This window comes from Citrobacter sp. CF971, assembly GCF_006385635.1.
Taxonomy (GTDB): domain Bacteria; phylum Pseudomonadota; class Gammaproteobacteria; order Enterobacterales; family Enterobacteriaceae; genus Citrobacter; species Citrobacter freundii.
This window is the reverse complement of sequence record NZ_CP041051.1, coordinates 26,019-49,999: the sequence shown is the minus strand read 5'-3', so window position 1 is coordinate 49,999 and position 23,981 is coordinate 26,019. Positions and strand designations below refer to the sequence as shown.

Below are 23,981 nucleotides of genomic sequence, written 5' to 3'. Positions count from 1 at the left end.
CACTGCAACGATATTGCTAAATCGTGCGGCGGCGGGTTAACGCGACACCAGCACCGATCAGAGCCCCAACGATGCCCCACATAATCATCAGGAAAGCACGACGAGGGCTGTCACGTTTTACCGGTTCTTCCGGCGTACGCAAATAACGATAGGTCTGAAAACGCGGATCCAGAGTTGGCCCAACGTTCAGTGTGTTAAGCATGGCTCGGTTTTGGAAGTAGTCCAGATCGAAATCGGGACCAACAGATTGCAGGTTTTCGAGGCGCGCCTGCAGCATAGGACGTCCAAGCAAAAACAGTTCAGAATCCGGCAATTCTTCAGCCGGAACGTCAGTGGAAGTACGCGAAATATTATGCTGTTCAGCAATTTTGAGTGCCTGCTCAATGTTGTGAACACGGCGGGAGAAGATCGATTTCGCCACTTCTTCCTGGCGTTTAACCTGCGCCTTCATCTGCACAGTGCGTGCAGCCCAGGCGCCCTTCAGCTCATCATTCAGATGACGCGCAGCACGCTGACTGGCAAACGCCACGTACTGACGCAATAGATTGTTGGCATCAGGTGCCGTCTCGGCAATCAGCTTCACGCTGTCATTGGTATTACGAACCGCATCGCCAGGCATAAACTGAATGTTATTGATCAGTTCATCCAGCATCGCCGCATCGGCTTTGCTGTTACCCACCATACGTTGCTTGTAATAATCAGTCTGCTGCCAGAATTCACGACGCGTATCCCAGGAAGCAAGTTGCATGATGAATTCTTTATAGGCTTCATCCATCACTGACGGCTGATCCGCTGATGCAAGACTGGCCTTGATGTCCAGGTTACGTAAGAACTGCTGCTGAGAGTAATAGCCGCCCAACATATTAACCGTTGGCCTGTCTGAAATCGCCGTTGCGCTCCACTCCTGACGAGCAAAGAACGTATAGGCGAGAGCGACTAACGCGAAGGCGAGAGCCATACCGACGATCCACACCTTCCCTGTCCACAAAGTACGAAACAACCCACGGATGTCCAGTTCATTTTCAGCGCTCATGGCATGTTCCCCCGGTAATGGTTGTGTCATCGTACCCTCAATTTATTTGGTTAAGTTTGGTTTACTGTCACGGTTTCTACGCAACTTGCGCTTCCAGCGTTTGATAAATCTCGCCACCTTCCAGGCGCGTTTTATACAGATGTCGTACAGGACAAACGCCAGTAAAAAGAGCACCAACATCACCCATTCCGGGACAATACGAGAATATTCAGCCAACACGCCGATAGAAGCCAGGATCGCAGCAGCCAGCGTAATCAGGACAAAAGCCTGTCGGGAAGTAAACCCGGCGCGCATAATTAAATGGTGAATATGTTGGCGATCCGGGGAGAAAGGACTCATGCCTTTACGTAAACGGCGATACATAATTGCCACCATATCCATTAACGGAATGGCAATAATCCACAGAGCCGTAACCGGGCTAATAGGATGCGTTGGTCCCTGGGTAGTCTCCAGCAGAATCCAAATCACCGTGAAGCCAATCAACGTACTTCCCGCATCCCCCATAAAGACTTTATAGCGGCGTCCGAGAATCCCCAGGTTCAGTAGGATGTAAGGCAGAATGGCGGCGATCATGGCAAAACACCAGATGGCCAGGCTTGTCTGGCCATCGAACCACAGAATAAGCCCCATCGCTGCGAATGAGACGCTGGATAGCCCACCGAGCAGACCATCGATCCCATCGACCATATTGAAGGCGTTAATCGCCGCCCAAACGGCAAACAGGGTCAGGAAATAACCAAAAGGACCGAGCACCATCTCCCAGGGGCCGAAAATATAGCCAAGGCTTAGCAGATAGAGTTTGCCCACTGACATCATAATGATGCCAATAAGGGCCTGGATGGTCGCGCGGATTTTTACACTGATATCAAAACGATCGTCCAGGGCACCGATAAACACCAGTACACCGGCACAGGCCAAGTAGAGAGTAGCATGCGGGATATAATAATCGGCGATGAGGAAGGTAAAGCAAATGCCTGCGTAAACCGAAATCCCCCCAACCAGCGGAATCAGTCCCTGATGACGTTTACGGAAGTTGGGTTTATCCACCAATCCAATCTTTTTCGCAACCTTGCGGGCAAAGAAAAGAAACAGCGTTGTGAATAAAAAAATACTGATGAGATCAGTACTTGCTGTCAGTAAATTCACTATACATACTCTCAAAGAATATCAATATATGAAGTATAACCATCCAGGCGATTATTCAGAAGAGAAACCCGATTCCATATCAGGTGGTTCTGTATGATTATTAACCACAAAATACGAATTACAACCCTTCGTCACCAGGCGGTATGTCATACCGGATTATTATTATTGTGTCGTTAAGATTACATCCACAAAAGCAAAACGCCACGTAAAAACGTGGCGTTTTCAGATGATGCCCGAATCAGGAACGCTTCATCATATCGAAGAAGTCGTCATTGGTCTTGGTCATCGCCAGTTTGTTAATGAGGAATTCCATTGCGTCGATTTCACCCATAGGATGGATGATTTTGCGCAGGATCCACATTTTCTGCAGCTCTTCCTGGGTGGTGAGCAGCTCTTCTTTACGGGTACCAGAACGGTTGTAGTCGATAGCCGGGAAGACGCGTTTTTCAGCAATCTTACGGGAGAGATGCAGTTCCATGTTGCCGGTACCTTTAAACTCTTCGTAGATAACTTCATCCATTTTAGAGCCGGTATCAATCAGCGCAGTCGCGATGATGGTCAGGCTACCGCCCTCTTCCACGTTACGTGCAGCACCAAAGAAACGCTTCGGACGATGCAGGGCGTTGGCGTCCACACCACCGGTCAGTACTTTACCGGAAGCAGGAACCACGGTGTTATATGCACGTGCCAGACGGGTGATGGAGTCAAGCAGAATGATAACGTCTTTCTTGTGTTCAACCAGACGTTTCGCCTTCTCGATAACCATTTCCGCAACCTGAACGTGGCGGGAGGCTGGTTCGTCAAAGGTAGACGCAACCACTTCACCTTTCACCAGACGCTGCATCTCGGTAACTTCTTCCGGACGTTCGTCAATCAGCAGCACCATCAACACGCAGTCAGGATGATTGTATGCAATGCTCTGCGCGATGTTCTGCAGCAGCATGGTTTTACCCGCTTTCGGCGGAGCAACAATCAGACCACGTTGGCCACGACCGATCGGCGATGCCAGATCCAGTACACGCGCCGTTAAATCTTCAGTAGAACCGTTACCACGCTCCATACGCAGACGAGAGTTTGCGTGCAGCGGCGTTAAGTTCTCAAAGAGGATTTTGTTACGGGCGTTTTCTGGTTTGTCGTAGTTAACTTCGTTAACTTTCAACAGCGCAAAGTAGCGTTCACCTTCTTTCGGCGGGCGAATCTTACCAGAAATGGTATCACCAGTGCGGAGGTTGAAACGGCGGATTTGGCTGGGAGAAACGTAGATGTCATCAGGACCGGCGAGGTAGGAGCTGTCTGCAGAGCGGAGGAAACCAAATCCATCCTGCAATATCTCCAGCACACCGTCACCAAAGATATCTTCGCCACTCTTTGCGTGCTGCTTCAGGATGGCAAAAATAATGTCCTGCTTGCGCATACGAGCCAGGTTTTCAAGGCCCATATTTTCGCCGAGAGTGATCAGCTCAGAAACCGGCGTATTCTTTAATTCGGTAAGATTCATAATGGTGTGAGTTCTTAAACTTGGGGTAAATCTCGAACTTAATGTTGTGAATGGTATGGCAGGGTCATCCATGCCTGTTTACGGCCATCAACTCATGTCTGTTCGCTGTCTGGTCACAGGAAAGTACGCAGAACTGAAACGACAAGACGGATTGAGTGACAAGCCAGGAATCTGTCCACTTCTCGCGCGAGAAACAACGGGAAGTATTGGATATAACTAGATTCAAACTTAATAAGGTATGTTTAATACGAAGTCAACACTAACTTAGCACGACTCAAGTCGGGCGTCCAGTCATCCGAATCATTTCGAAGTATGGTCGCCCGATCATGAGACTTCCTTACGCTAAATTAGCGTCGAGGAATTCTTTCAACTGACCTTTGGACAGCGCGCCGACTTTTGTCGCCGCAACTTCGCCGTTTTTAAACAGCAACAGGGTCGGGATGCCACGGATACCATACTTCGGCGCGGTGCCTGGGTTTTGGTCAATGTTCAATTTAGCAACCGTCAGTTTGCCCTGATATTCGTCAGCGATTTCATCCAGAATCGGAGCGATCATTTTGCACGGACCGCACCACTCTGCCCAGAAATCAACGAGGATTGCTCCGTCCGCTTTGAGTACATCCGTGTCAAAACTGTCGTCAGTCAGGTGAATAATTTTATCGCTCATAATAACTCCACAGGAATAAGCCTGGTGCATTGGTGTAGCATTAATCAACGACGTGTTGATGTAGCATTAACCAACTAAAGGTTGACTTTATTTCACCGGATACGCTTTCGTAAAGCAATAGTAAGCTGATATTCTACCACACTATGAGCAAAACACATTTAACAGAACAGAAGTTTTCCGACTTCGCCCTGCACCCAAAGGTGATAGAAGCCCTTGAAAACAAAGGCTTTCATAACTGTACGCCCATTCAGGCCCTCGCGCTGCCGCTAACGCTGGCTGGTCGTGATGTTGCCGGGCAGGCGCAAACCGGTACCGGAAAAACGATGGCGTTCCTGACGTCAACGTTTCATTATCTTCTCTCTCATCCCGCGATTGCCGATCGCAAGGTGAACCAACCGCGTGCGTTAATTATGGCGCCAACGCGTGAGTTAGCCGTGCAGATCCACGCCGATGCCGAGCCGCTGGCACAGACCACTGGTCTGAAATTAGGCCTGGCGTATGGCGGCGACGGTTACGATAAACAGCTGAAAGTGCTGGAAAGCGGCGTCGATATTCTTATCGGCACGACCGGTCGTCTCATCGACTATGCAAAACAGAACCACATTAATCTGGGCGCGATTCAGGTCGTGGTGCTGGATGAAGCCGATCGTATGTACGATCTGGGCTTTATTAAAGATATCCGTTGGCTGTTCCGTCGTATGCCGCCAACCACCCAACGTTTGAATATGCTGTTTTCTGCAACCCTCTCTTACCGCGTTCGCGAACTGGCGTTCGAACAAATGAATAACGCTGAGTACGTTGAAGTCGAACCGGAACAGAAAACTGGCCATCGCATTAAAGAAGAGCTCTTCTACCCCTCCAACGAAGAGAAAATGCGTTTGCTGCAAACGCTGATTGAAGAAGAGTGGCCAGATCGCGCCATTGTTTTTGCTAACACCAAGCATCGTTGTGAAGATATCTGGGGCAGCCTTGCTGCAGACGGCCATCGTGTCGGTCTGCTGACCGGTGACGTGGCGCAGAAAAAACGTCTGCGAATCCTTGATGAATTCACCCGTGGCGATATCGACATTCTCGTTGCGACGGATGTTGCTGCACGTGGTCTGCATATCCCAGCCGTAACGCACGTATTTAACTATGACCTGCCGGATGACTGTGAAGATTACGTTCACCGTATTGGTCGTACCGGTCGTGCTGGTGCAAGCGGTCACTCTATCAGCCTCGCTTGTGAAGAGTACGCGCTGAATTTACCCGCAATCGAGACCTATATCGGCCACTCGATTCCGGTCAGCAAATATAACCCGGATGCGCTGATGACCGATCTGCCGAAGCCGTTGCGCTTAACGCGCCCGCGCACAGGCAATGGCCCACGCCGTACCGGTGGTGCTCCGCGTAATCGTCGTCGTTCAGGTTAAGAAACGTTATGCCATACACAAAATCATTCAGCCTGTATCAAGGCGGCAAGAAAACGAATCCCGATGAACCTACTTTAGTAAGTGATTCGGGTGAGAGAACGCAGCCAACACAGATACAGGTTGAAGGATGAAGTGTATGAATTCTACTTCGCTGTATGCGGCAATCGATCTCGGCTCAAATAGTTTTCATATGCTGGTTGTACGCGAGGTGGCAGGAAGCATCCAGACGCTCACTCGTATCAAACGCAAAGTGCGTCTGGCTGCTGGACTCAACGGTGACAACGAGCTCTCTGTTGAAGCAATGGAGCGCGGCTGGCAATGTTTGCGCCTGTTTGCTGAACGTCTGCAGGATATTCCGCATCCACAAATCCGCGTGGTCGCCACGGCAACATTACGCATCGCCGTAAATGCCGATGTGTTTATTGCTAAAGCGCAAGAGATCCTCGGCTGCCCTGTCCAGGTGATTAGCGGTGAAGAAGAAGCGCGCCTGATTTATCAAGGTGTGGCCCACACTACCGGCGGCGCAGATCAGCGTCTGGTCGTCGACATTGGCGGGGCCAGCACAGAGTTGGTTACCGGTTCTGGCGCGCAAACCACTTCCCTGTTCAGCCTGTCAATGGGCTGCGTCACCTGGCTCGAACGCTATTTTACCGATCGTAATCTGGCACAGGAAAACTTTGACGAGGCCGAGAAAGCCGCTCGCGAAGTTCTGCGCCCGGTCGCCGACAAACTGCGTTTTCATGGCTGGAAAGTTTGCGTTGGTGCCTCTGGCACCGTCCAGGCGTTGCAGGAAATCATGATGGCGCAGGGCATGGATGAGCGCATTACGCTGGCCAAACTTCAGCAGCTTAAGCAGCGTGCCATTCACTGCGGTCGTCTGGAAGAGCTCGAAATCGAAGGGTTAACGCTGGAACGTGCGCTGGTTTTCCCCAGCGGGCTGGCCATTCTGATTGCTATTTTCACCGAACTGAACATTCAATGCATGACCCTGGCCGGCGGCGCATTACGTGAAGGTCTGGTCTACGGTATGCTGCATCTGGCGGTGGATCAGGATATTCGTAGCCGCACATTACGCAATATCCAGCGTCGCTTTATGGTCGATACAGAGCAAGCACATCGCGTTGCCAATTTGGCGACTAAATTTCTCGATCAGGTAGAAAAAAAGTGGCATCTTGAACCGATTAGCCGCGAATTACTGATTAGTGCCTGTCAGCTGCATGAAATTGGCCTAAGCGTTGATTTTAAACAGGCACCACAGCATGCCGCTTATCTGGTGCGCAATCTCGATCTCCCGGGTTTTACCCCTGCGCAAAAGAAACTGCTAGCGACGCTGTTACTCAACCAGACCAATCCCGTCGATCTCTCTTCGCTCCACCAGCAAAACGCAGTGCCGCCGCGCATCGCGGAGCATCTTTGTCGTTTGCTACGCCTGGCGATCATCTTCGCCAGTCGTCGCCGTGACGATCTTGTGCCGGAAATTCAATTGGATGCAAGAAACGAGCACCTGACGGTCACTTTACCAGAAGGCTGGCTGGAACATCATCCGCTGGGTAAAGAGTTAATCGATCAGGAAAGCCAGTGGCAAAGCTATGTCCACTGGCCGCTGGACGTTCATTAGATGTTGGTTGCCGGATAGTGCTTACACATATCCGGCCCATAAAATACCTACTTCGCTTTAGCTTTCGCCATCATTGCCCGAATATTAGCGATGCTGGCCTGCCCTTTTTGCATCCGCTCCTCTGCGCTCACCACTTTTCGCTCTTGCTCCCAGATAACGTCATCCTGTGGCAGCTCCAGAAGGAAACGACTCGGTTCCGGACGCACCAGCTCACCGTACTGACGACGCTCTTTACATAGCGTGAAGATGAGCTCTTTTTGTGCACGCGTAATCCCTACATAAGCCAGACGACGTTCTTCGTCGATATTGTCTTCATCGATACTGCTCTGGTGCGGCAAAAATCCTTCTTCCATTCCCACCATAAACACGTATGGGAACTCCAGCCCTTTTGAGGCATGCAGTGTCATCAATTGCACCTGATCCAGCTCTTCTTCACTCTCTCCACGTTCCATCATGTCGCGTAGGGTAAAGCGGGTAACAACCTGGGTCAGGGTCATTGGCTCTTCCAGCTCACTGCCTTCCAGCATCTCCGTCATCCAACTGAACAGCGTATTGACGTTTTTCATACGCATTTCAGCCGCTTTCGGGCTCGGCGAGGTTTCATACAGCCAGGATTCGTAATCAATACCGTGGATAAGATCGCGCACAGCGGCAACCGGCTCACGCTCCGCCAGACGCTGAATTTCCCCCAGCCAGTGCGTAAAGCGAGTCAGAGAATCATACCCGCGCCCGGTCAGTGTCTGGCTAAGTCCCATATCAAAGCTGGCGGTAAACAGGCTTTTATTACGTGTCATCGCCCATTCCCCCAACTTTTGCAGCGTGGCCGGGCCGATTTCACGTTTTGGCGTATTTACGATACGCAAAAATGCGCTATCGTCATCCGGGTTGCTCAGCACGCGCAGATAGGCCAGCAGATCTTTAATCTCCGGACGCGAGAAGAACGACGTTCCGCCGGAAATTTTGTACGGGATACGGTTCTGCATTAGAAACTTTTCGAACACGCGCGACTGATGATTACCGCGATACAGGATGGCGTAGTCTTTATATTGCGTCTTGTTCACAAAATGATGGGCTATTAATTCCCCGGTCACGCGTTCCGCTTCGTGCTCTTCATTATTGGCACTCAGCACCTTCAATTCAGCACCGTAACCCAACTCGGAAAAGAGTCGCTTTTCAAAGACGTGTGGATTGTTCGCAATAAGGATGTTCGCCGCCTTCAGGATGCGACCTGATGAACGGTAGTTTTGCTCCAGCTTCACCACCTGCAAAGCCGGAAAATCTTTGCTTAACAGTACCAGGTTCTGTGGACGGGCGCCGCGCCAGGAGTAGATCGACTGATCGTCATCGCCCACGACGGTAAAGCGCGCGCGTTTACCTACCAGCAACTTCACCAGCTCGTACTGGCTGGTGTTGGTATCCTGATATTCATCCACCAGCAGGTAGCGGATTCTGTTTTGCCAGCGCTCACGCACTTCTTCATTGCGCTGTAGCAGCAGCGTGGGAAGCAGGATCAGATCGTCAAAATCGAGGACGTTACACGCCTTCATATGTGCGTCATACAGACCATAGCAGTGGGCAAAAATACGATCGCGCTCGCCCTTGGCGCTGGCTGCCGCCTGTGCCGGAGTCATCAGATCGTTTTTCCAGTTGGAGATCGTCGAGATCAACTGCTGGAGGATAAGCTTATCGTCTTCGATTAGCCCTTCGGTCAGTTCCTTGAGCAAGGCCACCTGGTCAGTATCGTCAAACAACGAGAAGTTCGACTTCATCCCCAGCGCCGCATATTCACGCTTAATGATATCCAGTCCCAGGGTGTGGAAGGTGGAGATCATCAACCCACGCGCCTCTTTACGACCCAGCGTTTGCGCCACGCGCTCTTTCATCTCGCGCGCAGCCTTATTGGTAAAGGTCACGGCCGCAATATGGCGTGCCTGATAACCACATTCACGGATCAGATGGGCGATTTTATTGGTGATAACACGCGTCTTGCCGGAACCCGCTCCCGCCAGCACCAGGCAAGGTCCGGTGACGAATTCGACGGCTTGTTGTTGTCCGGGGTTCAAACGCATAAAGGGTCACTCATGAAAGTCGGGAGGGGAGAATAACAGCGTGGTAGTATAGCCAGCCTTAACCACCCCACTCAAGGCACGATCATGGCAAAAACAGCAGCAGCAGTGCATATCCTTGTTAAAGAAGAGAAACTGGCACTGGATCTTCTGGAACAGATTAAAAACGGCGCCGACTTCGGCAAATTGGCGAAGAAACACTCTATCTGCCCATCAGGCAAACGCGGCGGTGATTTAGGTGAATTCCGTCAGGGCCAGATGGTTCCGGCGTTCGACAAAGTGGTCTTTTCCTGCCCTGTGCTGGAGCCAACCGGCCCGCTGCACACTCAGTTTGGTTACCACATCATTAAAGTGCTGTACCGTAACTAATAGAAAGCCCGGTGTTAAACACCGGGCTTTTTTTGCCGGATGGCGGCTACGCCTTATTCGGCCTACATCTGCTGTGCGTAGGTCGGGTAAGCGCAAGCGCCACCCGACATCCTATTTAGCCAGCAACGGCAATGCGTTTCATATCGGTCATGTAACCGCGCAGTTTCTGGCCCACTTTCTCGATAGCGTGGCTGCGAATCGCATCGTTCACGTCGCGCAGCTGCGCGTTGTCTACCGCACCTTCGGCAATCGCTTTGCCCAGGTCGCCGGTCTGCAGGGTGGTCATGAACTCTTTCAGCAGCGGTACGCAAGCGTAAGAGAACAGGTAGTTGCCGTATTCTGCGGTATCGGAGATAACCACGTTCATTTCGTACAGACGCTTACGGGCGATGGTATTCGCGATCAGCGGCAATTCATGCAGTGATTCGTAGTACGCAGATTCTTCGATGATGCCGGAATCAACCATGGTTTCGAACGCCAGCTCAACGCCCGCTTTCACCATCGCGATCATTAGAACGCCTTTATCAAAGTACTCCTGCTCGCCGATTTTACCTTCAAACTGCGGGGCGGTTTCGAACGCGGTTTTGCCGGTCTCTTCACGCCAGGTCAGCAGTTTCTTATCGTCGTTAGCCCAGTCAGCCATCATGCCGGAAGAGAATTCGCCGGAAATGATGTCGTCCATGTGTTTCTGGAACAGCGGCGCCATAATCTCTTTCAGCTGTTCGGACAGCGCGTAAGCACGCAGTTTCGCCGGGTTAGACAGACGGTCCATCATCAGGGTGATGCCGCCCTGCTTCAGCGCTTCGGTGATGGTTTCCCAGCCGAACTGAATCAGTTTTTCAGCATATGCCGGGTCAGTGCCTTCTTCCACCAGCTTATCGAAGCACAGCAGAGAACCTGCCTGCAGCATACCGCACAGGATAGTCTGCTCACCCATCAGATCAGATTTCACTTCCGCAACGAAGGAGGACTCCAGCACGCCCGCACGGTGACCACCGGTGGCCGCAGCCCAGGCTTTAGCAATCGCCATGCCTTCTCCTTTCGGATCGTTTTCCGGGTGAACGGCGATCAGGGTCGGTACACCGAAGCCACGTTTGTACTCTTCACGAACTTCAGTACCCGGGCACTTCGGTGCCACCATCACAACGGTGATGTCTTTACGGATCTGCTCGCCCACTTCGACGATGTTGAAGCCGTGTGAATAGCCCAGCGCCGCACCATCTTTCATCAGCGGTTGTACCGAACGTACAACGTCGGAGTGCTGCTTGTCTGGCGTCAGGTTAACCACCAGGTCAGCCTGCGGGATCAGCTCTTCGTAGGTACCCACTTTGAAGCCGTTTTCGGTCGCTTTACGCCAGGAAGCACGCTTCTCAGCAATGGCTTCTTTACGCAGTGCGTAGGAGATATCCAGACCGGAGTCACGCATGTTCAGGCCCTGGTTCAGACCCTGAGCGCCACAGCCGACGATGACCACTTTTTTACCCTGAAGGTAGCTCGCACCATCGGCGAATTCGTCGCGGCCCATAAAGCGACATTTACCCAGCTGTGCCAGCTGCTGGCGCAGGTTCAGTGTATTAAAGTAGTTAGCCATGATGGTGTACTCCGTGATGTTGTGTTGTGGTGCTTATTATTCGGTTCGCAGATTTGTATTTGCGAGATTGAATCCACATTACAACAGGAAATTTATTGCGGAAATTGATATATTCACAACGTCACATTGCAATTTATGCAACGTAGAAAATCGGAGGCTCGTCTGTGGATTTACGCGATCTGAAAATGTTCCTGCATTTGGCTGAAAGTCGCCACTTTGGCCGCAGCGCACGGGCAATGCACGTCAGCCCCTCCACGCTTTCGCGCCAGATTCAGCGCCTGGAAGAAGATCTCGGCCAGCCGCTGTTTGTGCGCGATAACCGCACGGTCACGCTGACCGAAGCGGGCGAAGAGCTGCGCGTATTCGCCCAACAGACGCTGCTGCAATACCAGCAACTGCGCCACACCCTCGATCAACAAGGGCCGTCGCTGTCAGGCGAACTGCATATTTTCTGTTCGGTAACTGCGGCATACAGCCATCTGCCACCCATTCTCGATCGTTTCCGCGCCGAGCATCCATCGGTGGAAATTAAGCTCACCACCGGCGACGCCGCCGATGCGATGGACAAAGTGGTCACTGGTGAAGCCGATCTGGCGATTGCCGGTAAGCCCGAGACACTACCCGGCGCGGTAGCTTTCTCGATGCTGGAGAATCTGACGGTGGTGCTGATCGCCCCGGCGCTGCCCTGCCCGGTGCGTAATCAGGTTTCCGTCGAGAAACCCGACTGGTCGACGGTGCCGTTTATCATGGCCGACCAGGGGCCGGTCCGCCGCCGCATTGAGCTGTGGTTCCGCCGTCACAAAATCAGCAACCCATCGATTTACGCTACGGTAGGCGGTCATGAAGCGATGGTCTCAATGGTGGCGCTGGGCTGCGGCGTGGCGCTGCTGCCGGAAGTGGTGCTGGAAAACAGCCCGGAGCCGGTACGTAACCGCGTGATGATTTTAGAACGCAGCGACGAGAAAACGCCGTTCGAACTGGGCGTCTGCGCGCCGAAAAAGCGGCTGCATGAACCGCTGATCGACGCGTTCTGGAAGATTGTTCTGGAACGTAAATCTGCCGACTAGCTCCAGCGTCAGGCCTAAAATCAGTGGTAGATTCAGTATTGGCGCTCCTTTTCTGTATAATGTCGTGATCCATTGTAGTGGGGGGCTTGTTAACCATCGCGTTAAGCAGGCCAGAACAGACGGTGTCATTGCGCACTTGACAGCGAAAATACAAACTTAATTAGCCATCATTATGATAATCAAACCAAAAATTCGTGGATTCATCTGTACAACGACCCATCCGACTGGCTGCAAAGTCAACGTGGAAAAGCAGATCGAGTATGTTAAGCAGAACGGGAAAATCGAGAACGGCCCGTCCCGCGTGCTGGTGATCGGTGCTTCCACCGGTTACGGTCTGGCTTCCAGAATTTCTGCCGCCTTTGGCAGCGGAGCCGCCACTATCGGCGTATTTTTCGAAAAACCGGGCACGGATACCAAACCGGGTTCCGCAGGCTGGTATAACTCTGCCGCTTTCGATGAAGCAGCTAAGCGTGAAGGTCTGTACTCCAAAAGCATCAACGGCGATGCGTTCTCTGACGAATGCCGTGATGAAGTGATCAAACTGATAAAAGAAGACCTGGGTCAGATTGACCTGGTGGTTTACTCACTGGCTTCCCCAGTGCGTAAAATGCCGAAAACCGGTGAAATCGTCCGTTCTGCGCTGAAGCCAATCGGTGAGGTTTACACCTCTAAAGCGATCGATACCAACAAAGATCAGATCATCACCGCCAGCATTGAGCCGGCAACCGAAGAAGAAGTGCAGAACACCGTCACCGTCATGGGCGGCGAAGACTGGGAACTGTGGATGGGCGCGCTGAACGAAGCTGGCGTGCTGGCTGACGGCGTGAAAACCGTAGCCTACTCCTACATCGGTACCGACCTGACCTGGCCAATCTACTGGCACGGCGCGCTGGGCAAAGCGAAAGAAGATCTCGATCGCGCCGCGGGCGAACTGCGTAACCAGCTGGCTCCGCTGAACGGTTCCGCGAACGTTGCCGTACTGAAGTCCGTTATCACTCAGGCGTCTTCCGCCATTCCAGTAATGCCGTTGTACATCTCCATGGTCTTCAAGCTGATGAAAGCACAGGGGATTCATGAAGGTTGTATCGAGCAAATCAACCGTCTGATGACCACCAGCCTGTACGGTGACAAAGTGGCGCTTGATGACAACCAGCGTATCCGTATGGATGACTGGGAACTGCGTGATGACATTCAGCAGGCATGTCGCGACCTGTGGCCGCTGATCACCACCGAAAGCCTGGCGCAAGAAACCGATTATGCAGGCTACAAGCAGGAATTCCTGAACCTGTTCGGTTTTGGTCTCGACGGCGTGGACTACGACGCTGACGTGAACACCGAAGTCGAATTCGACGTTATCACGCTGTAATCTGCTGATACAGTAGCAAAAAGGGTTCATGTTTTTACATGAACCCTTTTTTAATGGCTGTTGTTAACCCGCCAGGAAGAACCTGAACGCCGGGTTATGCGTTTCATCGTGACAATCATAGCCCAGCTCATTGAGCCGCGTTTCGAAATCAGGCTCGTGTTCCCCCAACTCAAATGCCGCCAGTACGCGACCATAGTCGGTACCGTGACTGCGATAGTGGAACAATGAAATATTCCAGTGCGTACCCAGGGTATGCAGGAATTTGAGCAACGCCCCTGGTGATTCGGGGAATTCGAAGCTGTAGAGACGCTCCTGTAAGGGTTTCGACGGTCGTCCACCGACCATATAGCGCACGTGTAACTTCGCCATCTCGTCATCAGACAGATCCACCACGCTGTAGCCGCCCTCGTTGAGCAGTTGCAGGATTTCCTTACGCTCTTCCAGCCCACGGCTCAGGCGTACACCGACAAAAATGCAGGCGTCTTTCGCATCGGCAAAGCGGTAGTTAAACTCCGTTACCGAACGGCCACCCAACAGCTGGCAGAACTTCAGGAAACTTCCCTTCTCTTCCGGGATGGTCACCGCCAGTAAGGCTTCGCGCTGCTCCCCTAACTCGCAACGTTCGGAAACGTAGCGCAGGCCGTGGAAGTTAACGTTAGCGCCGGAAAGAACATGCGCCAGACGTTCACCGCGAATATTGTGCTGGGCGATGTATTTTTTCATCCCCGCCAGCGCCAGCGCCCCGGAAGGCTCAGCCACCGCACGTACATCCTCGAACAGGTCTTTCATTGCCGCACAAATAGCATCGCTATCGACAGTGATAATATCGTCGAGATATTCCTGGCACAGACGGAAGGTTTCATCGCCAATACGTTTCACCGCTACGCCTTCGGCAAAGAGACCCACACGCGGCAGATCCACCGGATGACCAGCATCCAGCGCTGCTTTCAGGCAGGCCGAATCTTCCGCTTCCACGGCAATCACTTTGATTTGCGGCATCAGCTGTTTAATCAGCACCGCAACACCTGCCGCTAATCCGCCACCACCAACAGGCACGAATACGCGATCGAGATGAGCGTCCTGCTGGAGCAGCTCCAGCGCCAGCGTGCCCTGCCCGGCAATCACCATCGGATGATCAAACGGTGGAACCCAGGTAAAACCCTGCTGCTGCGACAGCTCAATCGCTTTGGCTTTGGCTTCATCAAAATTCGCGCCGTGCAGCAGCACTTCTCCGCCGAAGCCGCGAACGGCATCGACTTTGATATCGGCGGTAGCCGTTGGCATGACAATCAGCGCCTTCACGCCTAATCGCGCAGAAGAGAACGCGACACCCTGAGCATGATTACCCGCCGATGCGGTGATGACCCCATGCGCTTTTTGCTCTTCGGTCAAGCCCGCCATCATGGCATAGGCACCGCGTAGCTTGAAACTGTGAACGGGTTGACGGTCTTCTCGCTTCACCAGAATGACGTTATCGAGGCGCGAAGAGAGCTTTTCCATTTTCTGTAGCGGCGTTACCTGTGCCGCTTCGTATACCGGCGCACGCAGTACCGCTCTGAGATACTCAGCGCCTTCAGGAGCACCGGATAGAGGTTGTGAATCCGCCATGGTCATTATCCCCCGAGCTTAGACTTATCGCGCACCGCACCTTTGTCGGCACTGGTTGCCAGGCTGGCGTAGGCGCGCAGTGCAAAGGAGACCTGACGTTGACGATCTTTTGGCGTCCAGGCTTTGTCACCGCGAGCTTCCTGCGCTTCACGGCGCGCAGCGATTTCCGCATCACTCAGTTGCAGTTGAATGCCACGATTCGGGATATCGATGGCAATCATGTCACCATCTTCGATAATCGCGATATTACCGCCGCTGGCCGCTTCCGGAGAAACGTGACCGATGGAAAGCCCCGAAGTACCGCCGGAGAAACGACCATCGGTAATCAGCGCACAAGCCTTGCCGAGGCCCATCGATTTCAGGAAGGTGGTTGGGTAGAGCATTTCCTGCATGCCTGGCCCGCCTTTCGGCCCTTCGTAGCGAATGACAACCACGTCGCCAGCCACCACTTTACCGCCGAGGATTGCTTCAACCGCATCGTCCTGGCTTTCATACACTTTTGCCGGGCCGGTGAATTTCAGGATACTGTCATCCACGCCTGCAGTTTTTACGATACAGCCGTTTTCCGCAAAGTTACCGTACAGGACTGCCAGACCGCCGTCTTTGCTGTAAGCATGTTCCAGCGAGCGGATGCAGCCTTCAGCGCGGTCGTCATCCAGCGTATCCCAACGGCAGTCCTGCGAGAACGCCTGGGTGGTACGGATGCCCGCCGGTCCGGCGCGGAACATTTTTTTCACCGCGTCGTCTTTGGTCAACATCACGTCATACCGATCAAGCGTTTGCGGCAGAGTCAGACCCAGCACGTTTTTCACGTCGCGGTTCAGCAGTCCGGCACGATCCAGTTCGCCTAAAATACCCAGTACGCCGCCTGCGCGGTGCACGTCTTCCATATGGTATTTCTGCGTGCTCGGCGCCACTTTACACAGCTGTGGGACTTTGCGGGACAGCTTGTCGATATCACTCATGGTGAAGTCAATTTCCGCTTCCTGCGCCGCCGCCAGCAGGTGCAGAACAGTGTTGGTGGAGCCGCCCATGGCGATATCCAACGTCATGGCATTCTCAAACGCCGCCTTGCTGGCAATGTTGCGCGGCAGCGCAGAAGCATCATCCTGCTCATAGTAGCGTTTAGTCAGCTCAACGATGCGTTTACCCGCGTTAAGGAACAGCGTTTTACGGTCGGCGTGAGTCGCCAACAGCGAACCGTTACCCGGCTGCGACAGGCCCAGCGCTTCGGTCAGGCAGTTCATCGAGTTGGCGGTGAACATGCCGGAGCAGGAGCCGCAGGTTGGACAGGCGGAACGTTCAACCTGCTCGCTTTGTGAGTCGGAGACTTTCGGGTCAGCGCCCTGAATCATCGCATCAACCAGGTCGAGCTTGATGATTTGGTCAGAGAGCTTGGTTTTCCCGGCTTCCATCGGACCGCCGGAAACAAAGATCACCGGAATATTCAGGCGCAAAGAGGCCATTAACATTCCAGGGGTGATTTTGTCGCAGTTAGAGATACAGACCATCGCATCGGCGCAGTGGGCGTTAACCATGTACTCCACTGAATCGGCGATCAGCTCGCGCGACGGCAGTGAATACAGCATGCCACCGTGCCCCATGGCGATACCATCATCCACAGCAATGGTGTTGAACTCTTTCGCCACGCCGCCTGAGGCTTCGATTTGTTCGGCAACCAGTTTACCGAGATCGCGCAGGTGGACGTGACCCGGCACAAACTGGGTAAAAGAGTTCACCACAGCGATAATCGGTTTACCGAAATCATCATCGGTCATCCCGGTGGCGCGCCACAGTGCGCGAGCACCCGCCATATTGCGGCCGTGGGTGGTGGTAGCAGAACGATACTTAGGCATGCTTGATTAACTCCCGTCTGTCTAATAATTGGGACGGTGCGTGCCGTCCCAAATTTATGTTTATTGATTAACCTGATCCAACCAGCCGTATTTATCTTCCGTTTCACCAGTGAAGAGGCCAAAGAAGGCCTGCTGGATGCGTTTGGTGACCGGACCGCAGCGGCCTTCGCCCACCTGGATACCATCGACGCTGCGTACTGGGGTGATTTCGGCCGCGGTACCGGACATGAACACTTCGTCGGCCAGGTACAGCGACTCACGGGACAGCACCTGCTCACGCACTTCGATATCGAGATCTTTCGCCAGCTTAATGATCGCGTCACGGGTGATACCCGGCAGTGCAGAAGAGGTAAACGGCGGGGTAAACAGAATGCCGTCTTTTACTTCAAACAGGTTTTCACCCGCGCCTTCAGAGATGTAACCATTCACATCCAGGGCAATGCCTTCCTGATAGCCATGACGACGCGCTTCACTACCCACCAGCAGCGAAGACAGATAGTTACCGCCCGCTTTAGCCGCTGTAGGGATGGTGTTCGGAGCAACGCGGTTCCAGGAAGAAACCATCGCGTCGATCCCCTGTTCCAGTGCTTCAGCACCAAGGTAAGCGCCCCACGGGAACGCAGCGATGATCACGTCAGTGGTGTATCCCGCTGGCGGGTTAACGCCCATCCCCACGTCGCCAACAAACACCAGCGGACGGATATAGGCGCTGGTCAGATTGTTTTTACGAATCACCTCACGGCAAGCTTCCATCAGCTCATCAACGCTCTGAGAAACCGGAAAACGATAGATCTTGGCTGAATCACGCAGACGCTGCATATGTTCGCGATGACGGAACACCACCGGCCCTTTGTGAGAATCGTAGCAACGGATGCCTTCAAATACAGAAGTACCGTAGTGCAGCGCGTGGGACATCACGTGAACCTTCGCGTCTTCCCAACGAATCATCTCGCCATTAGACCAAATGTAATCAGCTTTTTTCGTCGTCATTTTTCTTCCTTTTGCGCTCAGGCGCGGATTTGTTGTGATGTGGTTGTGCTCTGGCAGATAGCAACATGTGCAACGTCTACCAGTTTACTTAACTGACTAAACAGTAAGTCGACCGACCGGGGGCTGGCAACGGTCAATTCGATATTTATATTCTGCGCATCGCTGGCTGCTTCCATATTCATGGAGCACACCTGAAAACCGCGATGGCGTACCACGCGTAAAACACGTTCTAACGTTTCCGGATTGAACCGAGCCTCAACGGCGACCTGATGTTGCATCATGATAATTTCTCCAGCATTTCTGAGTTACTGGCACCTGGCGGTACCAGAGGCCAGACATTCTCAAGTTCGTCGATTGAGACATGAAGCAGGTATGGCCCCTCGCTGTTCAGCATGGTGTCGAGTGCCGCTTCAACCTGGTCTTTACGGGTGATGTGTTGACCTGGGATGCCGAAGGCACTGGCCAACATGAGGAAATCGGGGTTATCGGTAAGGGTGGTTTCGCTATAACGTTCCTGGAAAAACAGCTGCTGCCATTGTCGCACCATGCCTAACCGCTGGTTGTCGAGTAAAACTATCTTCAGCGGCAACTGCTTGCGTTTTACGGTGCCGAGCTCCTGTACATTCATCATGAAGGAACCGTCACCGGAGATACAGATTACCGTATCGTTCGGGCGAGCAACCTGCGCGCCAACCGCTGCTGGCAAGCCAAAGCCCATCGTGCCCAGGCCGCTCGAGGTGATAAAATTTTCCGGGCGGGTGTAGGTCATATGCTGCGCCGACCACATCTGATGCTGGCCAACATCCGTTGTCACTACGCTGTCCGCGGGTTTGCGATCGGACAACTGCTTCAACAACAGTGGCGCGTAGATAGCCTCACCGGGATGATCATAGCGCCAGGTATGCTCTGTGCGCAGTTCAGCACTATGCTGACGCCATGCGTCAATCTTCAGCGATTGCTGCAATGCCGGCAGCAGAGAATTTAAATCACCCTGCAATGCTACGTGCGCCTGGCGCAGCTTGTTCATTTCCGCAGGGTCGATATCCATGTGGATCACGCTGGCGTTTGGTGCGAAGGTATTCAGCTTGCCGGTTACCCGGTCATCAAAACGCGCGCCCACTGCAATCAGTAAATCACATTCTTGCACCGCGAAATTTGCCGCTTTAGTGCCGTGCATTCCCAACATACCCAAATAGTATGGGTAGTCAGCCTCTACTGCGCCCAGCCCCTTCAACGTGCAGGCGACCGGCATTTGGGTTACCGCGATAAATTCACGCAGGGCCGGGACCGCCTGCGCCATACCAACGCCGCCACCTACGTACAGGATAGGTTTCTGCGCTTGTGCCAGCATTTTACGCGCCTGCTCAACGTCAGCGTGCGGGAAAACCTCTACGTTTTTGACTGTCGTAAAATACGGCTCCAGCGTACCGCTGGCCAATTGGATGTCTTTCGGGATATCAACCAGAACCGGCCCCGGACGACCGGAATTCGCCACAGCAAAAGCTTCAGCCATGATGCGCGGCAGCTCTTCCAGTGACTGCACCAGGAAACTGTGTTTGGTGCAGGACAGAGACATACCCAGAACGTCCACTTCCTGGAACGCATCCGTTCCGATGAAAGATGATGCCACCTGGCCGGTGATCGCCACCACAGGAACTGAATCTAACAGCGCATCGGCAAGGCCCGTGATCAGGTTGGTAGCACCAGGCCCGGAAGTGGCGATACACACGCCGGTTTTACCGGTCGCACGGGCATAGCCAATTGCTGCCATTGCCGCGCCCTGCTCGTGTCGGCACAACAGGTGTTCTACGCCGCCGTCATATAACGCATCGTAAACCGGCATAATTGCGCCACCAGGATAACCAAAGACGGTTTGAACCCCTTGTGCACGCAACGCATGTACCACCCACTGTGCCCCATTCATAGTTACATCCCCGCCGTAAATCTTGAGAAACAGAATTTTATGCTACCGTTCACTTTCTGCTCCTCGTGTATGTTTTTAAGGTCAAAAAAAACCCCCGGACCTTTCGGTGCGGGGGTCTTAGTTCGTTAAGGCTTGTTTTCTAAGCCTTTCCTCGTCCAAGTGCAGCCCCGCACGGTGGGATAATAATCACCACCACGCTAATCACGACCAGGCTAATCACTCGTAGAAGGGCTGTCATTTTTGTATTTTCTTGCATCTTGTTCGAAGGAATACCTAAAGAGTTACCATAGAATTTGCAAATGACACAAGATATTTTTTTATTCGTTTTTCTGACGACGTTAACGGTTTAGATAAATATCGTTGTTTTTTAAACAAAAAATCAAAGGTGAAAATATTTCACGTTTCAGGTGATTCTCGGCTACCCATTCCCTACTAAAAACGCCATGCAAAAGCGTTTGCGAGCGCTATTCCAGACTTAATGTAATCAGTGTTGAGCTACATAAAAACACGGGAATAAGCCTCTAAAAACCGTAATTATGTGAAATCTTGCAGCGATGTATTGCGACATAATGCTTTCATCAGGAGGGCTTATGTCACTATCGATTGTTCACACACGCGCTGCGCTGGGCGTGAATGCGCCAGCCATTACCATCGAGGTACATATCAGCAATGGTTTGCCTGGTTTAACCATGGTGGGATTACCCGAAACAACGGTAAAAGAGGCCCGCGATCGGGTTCGCAGTGCGGTAATTAATAGCGGTTATGAATTCCCGGCAAAGAAGATAACCATAAACCTCGCTCCGGCCGATCTCCCAAAAGAAGGGGGACGATATGATTTACCTATCGCAGTTGCGCTTCTGGCCGCTTCTGAGCAGCTTACTACCCATAATCTCGATACATATGAGCTGGTAGGTGAATTAGCGCTTACAGGCGCGTTACGCGGCGTTCCCGGTGCGATATCAAGTGCAACCGAAGCCATTCGCGCAGGCAGGAGAATTATTGTCGCAAAAGAGAATGCAGCTGAAGTTGGACTAATACAGGGTGAAGGGTGCCTCATAGCCGATCATCTACAGGCAGTATGCGCATTCCTCGAAGGTAAGCATGATTTAGACAGACCATCATCAGCAGATTTTATCCCCTGCGCATTAGCAGATGATCTGAGCGATGTTATCGGCCAGGAACAGGGTAAACGCGGGCTGGAGCTTACCGCAGCTGGCGGTCATAACCTCTTACTCATCGGCCCTCCGGGTACGGGTAAGACTATGCTGGCCAGTCGCCTGAGAGGATTGCTTCCGCCACTGAGTAACGATGAGGCACTGGAAAGCGCCGCGATTCTTAGTCTGGTCAATTCCGACACGCTACAGAAACAGTGGAAACAACGCCCTTTTCGCTCTCCGCATCACAGTGCTTCATTAACCGCCATGGTCGGTGGAGGTTCTATTCCTGCGCCAGGCGAGATCTCTCTGGCGCATAACGGCATACTATTTCTGGATGAACTACCCGAGTTTGAGCGGCGCACGCTGGATGCACTGCGCGAACCCATTGAGTCCGGACAGATACATCTATCCCGCACCAGAGCAAAAATCACCTATCCCGCTCGCTTTCAACTCATAGCCGCTATGAATCCCAGCCCAACAGGCCATTATCAGGGGAACCATAACCGCTGTACCCCAGAGCAGACGCTACGCTACCTCAATCGATTATCAGGTCCATTTCTTGACCGCTTCGATCTCTCTCTCGAAATCCCTTTGCCACCGCCCGGGATACTCAGCCAGAACCAGGTAAAAGGGGAAGATAGCGCAACGGTGAAGCAACGTGTTATGGCAGCGCGAGATCGTCAGTATCGACGACAAAATAAGTTAAACGCGCATCTGGACAGTCAGGATATCAATAAATACTGTCCACTGCGCAGTGACGATGCACAGTGGCTTGAAGAAACGCTCGCGCATCTCGGATTATCCATCCGCGCCTGGTTACGCCTGATAAAGGTTGCTCGAACGATCGCGGATATAGAACAATCTGACCATATCTCTCGCCAGCACTTACAGGAGGCTGTTGGGTATAGGGCGATAGACAGATTACTCATTCATTTGCAAAAAATACTGGCATAAAAAAAGGGCTTTCGCCCTTTTTTATTAATCATCAGATTCGGTGTAGTCTTCCGCACCTTCCACCTGAGGTTTCCCGCCAGACAGCGTGTGGAAGCGTTTTGGACGCTTAATGCGCGTCATGTATTTGGACCACACACGTTCAGCTTCGGTAACCGGTTCGCGCTCACCACGGCATACCGCAACAAACAGTTTTTCTTCTTCCGTTACCGGCTCACGCTTGCCCAGATCCAGCTCGTTGAAAGCATAACCGTGACGCTCAAGCAGTTGTGCTTCTTTAATGGTGAAATCACCATGACGGGAGAATCCGCGGGGATAATATTTATTATCGAAATATCGATTAGTCGTCGTAAAGCTTTCCGCCATCCTGCACGCTCCTAATTCTTTGGCCGAGCTATTTATGGCGCGGAGTATTAGTTACGCTTGACAGAGCGTCAAACAAAAGATTTAAATCATAACGACAAATAATTTTATGGAGCGAGTTGTGGATACGGAATTGTTAAAAACTTTCCTGGAAGTTAGCCGGACACGCCACTTTGGCAGAGCTGCTGAAGCGCTCTATCTGACCCAATCAGCGGTTAGTTTCCGGATCAGACAACTGGAAAATCAATTGGGTGTAAACCTGTTCACCCGACACAGAAACAATATCCGTTTAACCGCTGCAGGTGAAAAATTACTGCCTTACGCTGAAACGCTGATGAATACGTGGCAAGCCGCACGTAAGGAGGTTGCGAATACCTCGCGGCATAACGAGTTTTCTATTGGTGCCAGCGCATCCCTCTGGGAATGCATGCTTAATGGCTGGCTGGGGCGTTTGTACCAATCCCAGGAGCCGCAATCCAGCCTGCAGTTTGAAGCGAGGATCGCTCAGCGACAGTCGTTAGTAAAACAGCTCCATGAACGACAGCTTGATCTACTGATTACTACCGAAACGCCCAAAATGGACGAATTTAGCAGCCAACTGTTGGGATATTTCACGCTGGCGCTCTATTGCAGTTCTCCTTCGCAAACCAAGGATGAACTGAATTATCTGCGTCTGGAATGGGGACCTGACTTTCAGCAACACGAAGCGGGATTGATTGCGGGAGATGAAGTGCCGGTACTCACCACCAGTTCGGCAGAATTGGCCAGGCAGCAACTTTCAGTCCTTAGAGGCTTTAGCTGGCTTCCGGTCAGTTGGGCTAAAGGTAAAAGCGATCTCCATACGGTTACTGACAGTACAACCCTTTCGCGCCCGTTATATGCAGTTTGGCTGCAAAACAGCGATAAACATGCGCTGATTTGCGACTTGCTGAGAACGAATATTCTGGAAGATTAAAGAAAATACGGGCAAGGATGCCGGGAATAAAACAATTGGAAGGCACAGCGCAAATTGCAGATAAAAAAAATCCTTAGCAAGAATGCTAAGGATTGTTTCTGGCAGGGGCGGAGAGACTCGAACTCGCGACACCCGGTTTTGGAGACCGGTGCTCTACCAACTGAGCTACGCCCCTAAATTTTTTTATCATTAAGCCTGCTTAGTAGCAGGCTTAATTTTCTAATAAGTGGCGGAACGGACGGGACTCGAACCCGCGACCCCCTGCGTGACAGGCAGGTATTCTAACCAACTGAACTACCGCTCCACCGAATTTCTTTGTCACTACCCGGATTCTTCATCCCGGT

General features: G+C 52.4%; 21 protein-coding genes and 2 tRNA genes. 7 read left to right on the top strand and 16 right to left on the bottom strand.

Translation table 11 applies throughout. The annotated features are described in order from the left end of the window. Positions 1-16: 16 nt before the first annotated feature. The 5 genes from wzzE to trxA all read right to left on the bottom strand — a co-directional run bounded on the left by wzzE (position 17) and on the right by trxA (position 4,344). Complete coding sequence (gene wzzE / locus E6P06_RS03720; RefSeq protein WP_003829003.1) at positions 17-1,063, bottom strand: ECA polysaccharide chain length modulation protein; 1,047 nt, start codon at positions 1,061-1,063, stop codon at positions 17-19. 12 nt (positions 1,064-1,075) lie between these two features. Beyond that, complete coding sequence (gene wecA / locus E6P06_RS03715; RefSeq protein ID WP_003017991.1) at positions 1,076-2,179, bottom strand: UDP-N-acetylglucosamine--undecaprenyl-phosphate N-acetylglucosaminephosphotransferase; 1,104 nt, start codon at positions 2,177-2,179, stop codon at positions 1,076-1,078. A 238-nt stretch (positions 2,180-2,417) separates the two neighbouring features. Then, on the bottom strand, positions 2,418-3,677 hold the full coding sequence (gene rho, locus E6P06_RS03710; RefSeq protein ID WP_002437993.1) for a transcription termination factor Rho: 1,260 nt from the start codon (positions 3,675-3,677) through the stop codon (positions 2,418-2,420). Positions 3,678-3,764: 87 nt separating this feature from the next. Next, positions 3,765-3,884, bottom strand: coding sequence for a rho operon leader peptide (locus E6P06_RS03705; protein WP_049259789.1), 120 nt, complete (start codon positions 3,882-3,884; stop codon positions 3,765-3,767). Between the two features lie 130 nt (positions 3,885-4,014). Beyond that, positions 4,015-4,344 (bottom strand): thioredoxin TrxA, encoded by a 330-nt coding sequence (trxA, locus tag E6P06_RS03700; RefSeq protein ID WP_001280776.1) that lies wholly within the window; start codon positions 4,342-4,344, stop codon positions 4,015-4,017. 143 nt (positions 4,345-4,487) lie between these two features. Between trxA and rhlB the strand changes: the two genes are divergently transcribed. Both rhlB and gppA read left to right on the top strand, forming a co-directional pair. Beyond that, a complete protein-coding gene (gene rhlB, locus E6P06_RS03695; RefSeq protein ID WP_003017994.1) occupies positions 4,488-5,756 on the top strand; it encodes an ATP-dependent RNA helicase RhlB in 1,269 nt (422 codons plus the stop codon). Positions 5,757-5,892: 136 nt separating this feature from the next. Next, positions 5,893-7,374: a guanosine-5'-triphosphate,3'-diphosphate diphosphatase gene (gene gppA, locus E6P06_RS03690; RefSeq protein ID WP_003017996.1), complete on the top strand. Its 1,482-nt coding sequence runs from the start codon at positions 5,893-5,895 to the stop codon at positions 7,372-7,374. Between the two features lie 47 nt (positions 7,375-7,421). Here gppA and rep read toward each other — a convergent pair whose 3' ends face one another. Next, positions 7,422-9,443, bottom strand: coding sequence for a DNA helicase Rep (gene rep / locus E6P06_RS03685; RefSeq protein ID WP_003829018.1), 2,022 nt, complete (start codon positions 9,441-9,443; stop codon positions 7,422-7,424). A gap of 84 nt (positions 9,444-9,527) precedes the next feature. Here rep and ppiC point away from each other — a divergent pair, with 84 nt between their 5' ends. After that, on the top strand, positions 9,528-9,809 hold the full coding sequence (ppiC, locus tag E6P06_RS03680; RefSeq protein WP_003017999.1) for a peptidylprolyl isomerase PpiC: 282 nt from the start codon (positions 9,528-9,530) through the stop codon (positions 9,807-9,809). A gap of 115 nt (positions 9,810-9,924) precedes the next feature. Here the strand turns inward: ppiC and ilvC are convergent, their stop codons facing one another. Then, the gene (gene ilvC, locus E6P06_RS03675; protein ID WP_003844614.1) at positions 9,925-11,400 is read right to left on the bottom strand and encodes a ketol-acid reductoisomerase; all 1,476 of its coding nucleotides are present in this window, start codon (positions 11,398-11,400) and stop codon (positions 9,925-9,927) included. Between the two features lie 164 nt (positions 11,401-11,564). Here ilvC and ilvY point away from each other — a divergent pair, with 164 nt between their 5' ends. Next, entirely contained in the window at positions 11,565-12,467 is a 903-nt protein-coding gene (gene ilvY / locus E6P06_RS03670) for an HTH-type transcriptional activator IlvY (RefSeq protein ID WP_003018003.1), read from the top strand. Positions 12,468-12,639: 172 nt separating this feature from the next. Further along, on the top strand, positions 12,640-13,833 hold the full coding sequence (gene fabV, locus E6P06_RS03665; RefSeq protein ID WP_139934951.1) for an enoyl-ACP reductase FabV: 1,194 nt from the start codon (positions 12,640-12,642) through the stop codon (positions 13,831-13,833). 63 nt (positions 13,834-13,896) lie between these two features. Here the strand turns inward: fabV and ilvA are convergent, their stop codons facing one another. The 6 genes from ilvA to ilvL all read right to left on the bottom strand — a co-directional run bounded on the left by ilvA (position 13,897) and on the right by ilvL (position 20,449). Beyond that, positions 13,897-15,441: a threonine ammonia-lyase, biosynthetic gene (ilvA, locus tag E6P06_RS03660; protein WP_003018007.1), complete on the bottom strand. Its 1,545-nt coding sequence runs from the start codon at positions 15,439-15,441 to the stop codon at positions 13,897-13,899. A 5-nt stretch (positions 15,442-15,446) separates the two neighbouring features. Beyond that, positions 15,447-17,297 carry a dihydroxy-acid dehydratase gene (gene ilvD, locus E6P06_RS03655; protein WP_003844609.1) on the bottom strand — a complete coding sequence of 617 codons (1,851 nt, stop codon included), beginning with the start codon at positions 17,295-17,297 and terminating at the stop codon, positions 15,447-15,449. Positions 17,298-17,357: 60 nt separating this feature from the next. Then, the gene (locus E6P06_RS03650; RefSeq protein WP_003018014.1) at positions 17,358-18,287 is read right to left on the bottom strand and encodes a branched-chain amino acid transaminase; all 930 of its coding nucleotides are present in this window, start codon (positions 18,285-18,287) and stop codon (positions 17,358-17,360) included. Between the two features lie 17 nt (positions 18,288-18,304). Beyond that, positions 18,305-18,568 carry an acetolactate synthase 2 small subunit gene (gene ilvM / locus E6P06_RS03645; protein ID WP_003018017.1) on the bottom strand — a complete coding sequence of 88 codons (264 nt, stop codon included), beginning with the start codon at positions 18,566-18,568 and terminating at the stop codon, positions 18,305-18,307. Beyond that, on the bottom strand, positions 18,565-20,211 hold the full coding sequence (gene ilvG, locus E6P06_RS03640) for an acetolactate synthase 2 catalytic subunit (protein ID WP_003841174.1): 1,647 nt from the start codon (positions 20,209-20,211) through the stop codon (positions 18,565-18,567). Before ilvG ends, ilvM begins: the two co-directional genes overlap by 4 nt. A 139-nt stretch (positions 20,212-20,350) precedes the next feature. Then, entirely contained in the window at positions 20,351-20,449 is a 99-nt protein-coding gene (ilvL, locus tag E6P06_RS03635) for an ilv operon leader peptide (protein ID WP_001311244.1), read from the bottom strand. A gap of 352 nt (positions 20,450-20,801) precedes the next feature. Here ilvL and E6P06_RS03630 point away from each other — a divergent pair, with 352 nt between their 5' ends. Then, positions 20,802-22,322 (top strand): YifB family Mg chelatase-like AAA ATPase, encoded by a 1,521-nt coding sequence (locus E6P06_RS03630; RefSeq protein WP_139934950.1) that lies wholly within the window; start codon positions 20,802-20,804, stop codon positions 22,320-22,322. Positions 22,323-22,346: 24 nt separating this feature from the next. On the opposite strand, the gene maoP is transcribed toward E6P06_RS03630, so the two are convergent. Then, a complete protein-coding gene (maoP, locus tag E6P06_RS03625; RefSeq protein ID WP_003018025.1) occupies positions 22,347-22,685 on the bottom strand; it encodes a macrodomain Ori organization protein MaoP in 339 nt (112 codons plus the stop codon). 106 nt (positions 22,686-22,791) lie between these two features. Here maoP and hdfR point away from each other — a divergent pair, with 106 nt between their 5' ends. Then, entirely contained in the window at positions 22,792-23,637 is an 846-nt protein-coding gene (gene hdfR / locus E6P06_RS03620; RefSeq protein WP_085952510.1) for an HTH-type transcriptional regulator HdfR, read from the top strand. 99 nt (positions 23,638-23,736) lie between these two features. Here hdfR and E6P06_RS03615 read toward each other — a convergent pair. Together E6P06_RS03615 and E6P06_RS03610 are read right to left on the bottom strand one after the other, a co-directional pair. Continuing rightward, a tRNA-Trp gene (locus E6P06_RS03615) sits at positions 23,737-23,812 on the bottom strand. A gap of 52 nt (positions 23,813-23,864) precedes the next feature. Then, a tRNA-Asp gene (locus E6P06_RS03610) sits at positions 23,865-23,941 on the bottom strand. Positions 23,942-23,981 lie beyond the last annotated feature (40 nt).